Source organism: Paenisporosarcina sp. P4_D4 (assembly GCF_056401835.1).
The window spans coordinates 1-7,206 of sequence record NZ_JBFUIO010000100.1 but is presented as its reverse complement, the minus strand read 5'-3'; the positions used below and the strand labels follow the sequence as shown (position 1 = coordinate 7,206).

8 protein-coding genes and 1 pseudogene are annotated in these 7,206 nt (G+C 39.4%); 7 read left to right on the top strand and 2 right to left on the bottom strand.

Features of this window, described 5'->3' with window-relative positions:
* The 4 genes and pseudogenes from AC1DSL_RS14665 to AC1DSL_RS14650 form a co-directional block, all read left to right on the top strand.
* Positions 1-322: ATP-binding cassette domain-containing protein (locus AC1DSL_RS14665; RefSeq protein WP_477532732.1), on the top strand; the 322-nt coding region annotated here is incomplete at its 5' end.
* Positions 319-2,076, top strand: a complete 1,758-nt coding sequence (locus AC1DSL_RS14660) for an ABC transporter ATP-binding protein (protein ID WP_477532731.1) — start codon at positions 319-321, stop codon at positions 2,074-2,076. The genes AC1DSL_RS14665 and AC1DSL_RS14660, both read left to right, overlap by 4 nt.
* 260 nt (positions 2,077-2,336) lie before the next feature.
* A complete protein-coding gene (locus AC1DSL_RS14655; protein WP_477532730.1) occupies positions 2,337-3,590 on the top strand; it encodes an MFS transporter in 1,254 nt (417 codons plus the stop codon).
* 41 nt (positions 3,591-3,631) lie between these two features.
* A pseudogene (locus AC1DSL_RS14650) lies at positions 3,632-3,890 on the top strand (metal-sensitive transcriptional regulator).
* A gap of 65 nt (positions 3,891-3,955) precedes the next feature.
* Here AC1DSL_RS14650 and AC1DSL_RS14645 read toward each other — a convergent pair.
* Positions 3,956-4,162, bottom strand: a complete 207-nt coding sequence (locus AC1DSL_RS14645) for a YheE family protein (RefSeq protein ID WP_477532729.1) — start codon at positions 4,160-4,162, stop codon at positions 3,956-3,958.
* Positions 4,163-4,231: 69 nt separating this feature from the next.
* Here AC1DSL_RS14645 and AC1DSL_RS14640 point away from each other — a divergent pair, with 69 nt between their 5' ends.
* The 3 genes from AC1DSL_RS14640 (at position 4,232) to AC1DSL_RS14630 (ending at position 6,206) form a co-directional block, all read left to right on the top strand.
* On the top strand, positions 4,232-4,621 hold the full coding sequence (locus AC1DSL_RS14640) for a ferritin family protein (protein ID WP_016429184.1): 390 nt from the start codon (positions 4,232-4,234) through the stop codon (positions 4,619-4,621).
* A gap of 78 nt (positions 4,622-4,699) precedes the next feature.
* Positions 4,700-5,848 (top strand): DUF445 domain-containing protein, encoded by a 1,149-nt coding sequence (locus AC1DSL_RS14635; RefSeq protein ID WP_477532728.1) that lies wholly within the window; start codon positions 4,700-4,702, stop codon positions 5,846-5,848.
* A 10-nt stretch (positions 5,849-5,858) separates the two neighbouring features.
* The gene (locus AC1DSL_RS14630) at positions 5,859-6,206 is read left to right on the top strand and encodes a YlbF/YmcA family competence regulator (protein ID WP_477532727.1); all 348 of its coding nucleotides are present in this window, start codon (positions 5,859-5,861) and stop codon (positions 6,204-6,206) included.
* Between the two features lie 421 nt (positions 6,207-6,627).
* Here AC1DSL_RS14630 and cspC read toward each other — a convergent pair whose 3' ends face one another.
* A complete protein-coding gene (gene cspC / locus AC1DSL_RS14625; RefSeq protein ID WP_016429181.1) occupies positions 6,628-6,828 on the bottom strand; it encodes a cold shock protein CspC in 201 nt (66 codons plus the stop codon).
* Between the last annotated feature and the right edge of the window lie 378 nt (positions 6,829-7,206).

Genomic DNA, 7,206 nt, shown 5'->3' with positions numbered 1-7,206 from the left:
GTTATCTGGCGGTCAAAAACAACGTATTTCAATCGCCCGAGCACTCATTAAAAATCCTGAAATCTTATTATTGGATGATTCCTTGTCCGCTGTTGATGCAAAAACAGAAGCGCGAATTATTGAAAATATCCAACAAGAACGACAAGGAAAAACAACGATTATTACCACGCATCGTCTATCAGCCATCCAACATGCAGATTGGATTATTGTATTGGACGACGGTGTAATGATTGAAGAAGGTACACATGAAGATTTGCTGGAGAATGAGGGCTGGTATAAAGAACAGTTCGACCGACAGCAAATTGAGGAGGTGTCATCATGAGTACAGGAAAAAGATTATGGCTGTACGCCCTTCATTATAAAAAATTATTAATCATGGGAATTGCCATGCTGACGGTTGCAGTAGCAGCCGACTTGGCAGGCCCTTTGATTGCCAAAAAAATCATTGACGAACATATTGCAGATACGACTGCAGGTTCAATAGATTTTGAACCGATTGTGATGCTGCTTAGTGTGTTCTTTGCCTTAACAGTCGTGGCAGCAATTTTCCGTTACGGTGAATATTTATTGCTACAAAAAGCTGCGAACCGTGTTATTCAAAAAATGCGAAATGATGTGTATCAACACATCCAAACATTGCCGATCCGCTACTTTGATAACTTGCCTGCCGGTAAAGTAGTTGCACGTATCACAAACGATACGGAAGCAATACGAGAATTATATGTAACAGTTCTTTCTCAATTTGCTTCAAGCGCTATGTACATTACAGGTATTTATGTGGCGCTGTTCTTCTTGGATTGGAAAATGGCTTCTATCGCATTATTTGTTTTACCTATTTTGTTTGTATGGATGGTCATGTACCGAAAATATGCATCGAAATATAACCACATCGTCCGTGCAAAAGTAAGTGATATGAACGCGATGATTAATGAATCCATTCAAGGTATGACGATTATTCAGGCATTCCGTCGTGAAGAACAAATGCAAGAAGAGTTCGAAGTGATGAATCGCGAACATTACAAGTATCAAAATAAACTGTTGTACTTGGATGCGGGAACTTCACATAACCTGGTTGGTGCAATCCGCTCTATTACATTTGTATTATTCATTTGGTATTTCGGCGGAGCATCTTTGAATGCAACCACTGCGATTTCAGTTGGTGTGTTATATGCTTTTGTTGATTACATTACGCGACTGTTTAACCCAGTGACGGGTGTTGTGAATCAGTTAGCTAAATTAGAGCAGGCACTTGTAGCTGCTGAACGTGTTTTCCGATTACTGGATCGCTCTGGTGAAGAGGTCAGCGACGAAAAAATTGCCCGTTATCGAGGCAATGTTCGATTCGACGACGTCTGGTTTGCTTATAAAGATGAAGAGTATGTACTGAAAAACATTTCATTTGAAGCTAAGCAAGGGGAGACGGTGGCGTTAGTTGGTCATACCGGATCCGGGAAAAGCTCTATCATGAACTTATTGTTCCGTTTCTATGATGTATCCAAAGGTGCTATAACCATCGATGGAACAAACATTCAAGACTTGTCCCGACAAACGGTACGAGATCATATGGGAATTGTCTTGCAGGATCCTTACTTATTTACAGGCACCATTGAATCCAACGTCAGCCTTGGAGATGCAAGAATATCCCGTGAAAAAGTGATAGCTTCTCTGGATGCAGTTGGAGGAGAACGTGTTCTGAAGCATTTACCAAATGGAATTGATGAGCCGGTAATTGAAAAAGGAAGCACTCTTTCGTCAGGTCAGCGTCAATTAATTTCGTTCGCTCGTGCATTAGCATTTGATCCTGCGATATTAATTTTGGATGAAGCAACTTCCAATATTGATACAGAAACAGAAGAAATTATTCAGCATGCTATGGAAGTGCTGAAAAAAGGACGTACAACTTTCATTATTGCGCATCGACTTTCTACTATTAAAAATGCAGATCGCATTTTAGTATTGGATCGAGGGGCAATTGTTGAACAAGGAACACATGATGAATTAGTTGCACTCGGTGGCCGCTATGAACAAATGTATCGCTTACAATCTGGAGTGGCTCTTAACCCGCAAGTGGGTTAAGGGGCACTCCCTTTTTTATGCTTATTACAAAGTTAGATCTTTTCGAGGTAATTTCTTTCTTTCATGATTTGCTGTGTCCAAATCCAAGCGCCAGTCTGCACCTAAGCTTCAGTCCCTCATACGAAAGCAAGCTTTCGAATCTCGCCTAGCAACGGTTTCAGGCTAGAGTGGTGCTTACGCATTTCTAAGCATTGCATCTTCCAAATGAAAGTCTTATATTTAGAGAGGCGAAACAAAGGGGTTAGAGGATATATATAAACATGAATACATGGTTGTCTGAATGGAAGAAAAAAACTACAGGTTTTAATCAAAACATACGGATGTTCATGCTTGCGAATGTCCTGATTCAAATTGGTATGGGCGTGTTTATGGTCATGTACAATTTATATATAAAAGAACTCGGATTATCCGAAGTCGTAAATGGGAAAGTCATTTCATATATGTCTTTAGCAACAGCACTTGTCCTGATTCCTGCTGGATTTTTGAGTGATCGTTTCGGAAGGAAATGGAGCATAGTGGTCGGTACATTACTGACGGCGAGTACATTATTTTATAGAAGTATAGTTGTAACTGAAGAACCTATTGTCATTGCAGCGTTCTTTACAGGACTCTTTATGGCTATTGTGCAGGTGTCAGGCGTTCCTTTTCTCGCAGAAAACTCAAAAGCTTCCGAGCGTATGCACTTGTTCAGTATTCACTTTTCGGTTGTCACAGTGGCAAGTGTAATTGGGAGTCTCGGTGGCGGGGTATTGGCTGATGTTCTCGAATTTGGATTTGGAATGACTGCGGTCGACGCCATCCGTTGGTCTCTTCTTGCAGGAGCAGCACTGTTCACATGTGGGATTGTACCTTTATTGAAATTAAAACCTGAAACTGTTTCGGAGGTATCGAAAGTAGAAGCAGTGATAAATCTTCCCGAACAAGACAGCGGATTTAAAATAAATGTACGCATTATTGTGTTATTTGCCTTTGCTCAATTGTTAATAGGAATTGGCTCGGGTCTAGTCATTCCTTATTTGAATTTGTATTTTGCCAATCGATTTGATGCTTCGTCCGCATTTATCGGATTAGTGCTTTCTCTTGGTTCGGCAATGACAGCTGTTGCGATGTTGATTGGTCCGATGCTGGTCAAAAAAGTTGGGAAAGTAAATGCCCTGGTGCTATTTCAGTTAGGGTCGTTGCCGTTTTTGTTTTTAACGGCTTTTACAACTTCCGTATGGCTTGCATCTGCTGGTTTTTTAATGAGACAGGCGTTAATGAATGCCGGTAATCCGATTCAAAGCGCGATTGCAATGGAAGTCGTCCATGATAAATATAAAGGATTAGCAAACTCCGTTAATCAAATGGTATTCAATATAGGGTGGGCAGTGATGGGTCCTGTTTCTGCTTTATTAGTGACGACATATGGCTCCTATTGGGGTTACGCCTATGCCTTTTCAATCACAGGTGTTTTATACATTCTTTCTTCCAGTTACTTTTATGTTGTATTTGGAAGAAAAAAACAGGTGTTGTAAGGGTTTTTTTACTTAAATCCGCTATGAGGAGTTGGACGGACTTGCATTATGATAAAGATTTGATGAATCGTTTAAAACGCCTGGAAGGACAAGTGCGAGGCGTCATCAGAATGATGGTAGGGTAAAGATTGCCGTGATGTTGTAACTCTACTTTCTGCTGTACGTTCTGCTTCAGATCGCACACTTGGATTGATTATCGCCAAAAATTTAGAAAACTGTATTATTGAAGCTAATGAAAGAGGCTCTTCTACAGAAACTGCCATTCAGGAAGCTGTCAGTATGTTGGTGAAAAGTAGATAAATGAGAAATAGCTGGAGACGCGAGATACAGGCGTTTCCAGCTATTTTTGTGTATGAAATAATCCTTCAATCGTAAACATGAAAGAGCATCAGCTCGTGAATCATTTTTTTTACAATTTCTTCGTCTGGAGGTATAGAACCGTTTGTCCAAGAAATGGATCCATCCGGTAAGTATTCACCAGAATAACGACTTTGCTTATAGAAAAATGAAAATGTCCAGCCAGGTAGTTGTTTGTTTTCAAACATGGGTTTGAAGCTAAAATGTTGCAGCATGATTGGGCTCCTTTCATAGGTAGAGACACACCTGCATACGCTAGAAAAAAGGCGTAAAGGAGTGGCCTAATGTTTAATGAACAATTAAAACAAGCCATATTAGACGAGTATCGAGATTTTTATTTTTATAAATCCATGTTGAAGCTGACTGATGATCCATACTGGCAATCGTTTATCAGGCATGCGATGGAGGACGAAAAAAGTCATTATGAAATGTTCCAACAACTCCATTATATGCTCACCGGCGAATTTGTACAAAATCCCCCTAAACCTAAACCACCAACTAACTTAAAGCAAGCAGCAAAAGAGTCGCTTGAAAAAGAGCTGGAAGCGACCGATTTTTATAAAGAAATGCTACTTACCGTTCCCTTACCCGAAGCCTACAATCCCTTTTTCATTGCCATGCATGACGAAATGGAACACGCGATCAGATTTTCTACGATGTACAATGCACTTTAAATGAGAGGTTCACATTTTTATCAATCTGCCTTTGTCTGTTATAATGAAAGGCAGATTGACAGAAAAAGGTGAACCAACTTGGACTTTATATGGACATTACTTTTCATGGCATTTATTGGTGCCTTAATCGGTGGGTATACGAATCACCTTGCGATTAAAATGCTGTTTCGGCCTCATGAAGCGAAATATATCGGCAAATGGCGTGTGCCATTTACGCCTGGACTAATTCCAAGGCGAAGAGATGAGTTGGCGAAACAACTTGGCCGAACGGTTGTAGAGCATTTATTGACACCAGAAACATTTAAACGACGTTTCTTCTCTGATGATATGCGAAGAAAAGCGGAGTTATGGATTCAAGGTCAACTAACGAAACATCTTTTTGAATCAGATATGACCTTACAGCAATGGCTTTCAAAAGCTGGCATCGAAAACGTTCCTGCACTTGTAGAAAATAAAATGGATTCCGTTATCGATGAACAATTCGAATCACTTGAATCCAAATTTGCATCAAAAACAGTGAAGGAGCTTGCACCCGAACAGTGGCAGAAACAAGCCGATGAACGCATTCCTGAAATTGTTTCGTATATGATTGCAAAAGGGGAAACCTACTTTGCTTCTGAAGAAGGACGGAAAACGGTTAAACGACTGATAGACGATTTCCTTTCGTCAAAGGGTACTTTTGGCAATATGATTCAAATGTTTATGGGAGAATCTTCTTCTATAGTGGATCGAGTGMAACCGGAAATTCAAAAATTCCTACGCGCACCTGGAACATTTGAACTTCTTACCAATGTTATTCACGGAGAATTGGACAAATTAAAAGATCGTCCCTTGCATGAATTGATTGGTGGGTTTGATTTACAGCCGGTAATAACGGTTGTAAAATCGTATGTCAAACAAGAGGTGGCACTTGAAAAACGTCTGGATGCTACGTTACAATCGTATTGGCCAGAGGGTGCTGATTGGACAGCCAATAACTTGACGCCCAAAATGACTGAATTTATTTTTACCCAAGGCGAAATAAAACTGGAAGAAACGATTCAACGATTAAAGCTTGAAGAGATGGTAGAAGAGCAAGTTGATTCTTTCCCTGTTGAACGCCTTGAAGATCTAGTATTGGGTATCTCTAAAAAAGAATTTAAAATGATTACGGTACTTGGGGCATTACTTGGTGGGCTTATTGGTTTAATCCAAGGTGGTATCATGTACTTAATCAATACTATGTAGGAGTGATCACATGTCAGTTAACATTTATGATGATATCAATCGATTAGAAACCACATTCAGAAAAACGTCAGAGTATGCTTCTGTACAAAAAGCAGTAGCAGCAGTAAAGACGGATGAACAAGCATTGGCGTTGTTTAAGAGCTTCCGTGACTTGCAAATGACACTGCAACAAAAACAAATGCAAGGTGAAGAAATCTCGGGAGAAGAACTTGAGTACGCTCAGAAAACGGCACAGCTTGCTCAATCGAATCCCAAAATTGAACAGATGCTTCAAGCTGAAATGGCGCTTAGTGGGTTAATGGAAGATGTTAACCGTGTATTAATGAAGCCTGTACAGGCATTATATGAAGGAATTTAAACCGGCGATTGCCGGTTTTTTTTATGGAGAAAGTAAATTAACTGAAAGAGGGTAATAAATGAAATAGAGGAAAACTGAAAGGTCCCAAAAAGCATTGCATGAGTTAGAAGGTATGCTATAATCTAAGAATCCTTTAAATTGTGTTACTTTACTTGAATGAAGACCACTGCTCACAACATGAGCAGTGGTTTTTTTGACATATATGAAAGAATAAATTTTCTAGTGTAAAGTTTTGCTATGTTCAGCTCCAAGTGCCAGCCTGCCTGCATCTAAGCTTCAATCCCTCATGAGAAAGCGGGGTTTCGATTCGATGCTTCCAGCGCCGGAATCAGACTAGAGTGGAACTATTTTTCTTATTTGCTTTTTATTTTGGACAAATAAAAAACAGACTCTACAATGTAGAGTCTGTTGAAAGGTTAAATTATGCTTTTTGAACGTTTGAAGCTTGAGCTCCACGAGCGCCTTGCTCAACGTCGAAAGTAACTTTTTGACCTTCGTCTAAAGATTTGAAGCCTTCACTTTGGATTGCTGAGAAATGTACGAATACATCGTCCCCATTTTCACGCTCGATAAAACCAAAACCTTTTTCTGCATTAAACCATTTTACTGTACCTTGTTCCATTTTTGTTGCCTCCTAGTGTGAAATTCACACAATGTAATACTATCCCTGCCCAAAGTGATCATTAAGACGATAAGTCTGAAACGTATACAAATCTTTTACACCGACAAAAATAATTCTTCTTTATCATAGCACCATTCTCTCGGATTAGCAACTGATTTGATTAACTGAAAAAAAACATAGTCTAAATGAATAGTTTATTCCATGTTCATTTATCAGTAGAAAGCTGATACAGTGCAGTTTCTGAATTGTATAGACTTAATCATTTCTTAATCGTTAACTTCTTATTAAGATGATGCCAAAAAGGATTCCTGTAATGATGAAAATAATAACTCCGAAAAAAATGAACCCATAAAGCAAAGAACTCATTCCACTGAATAC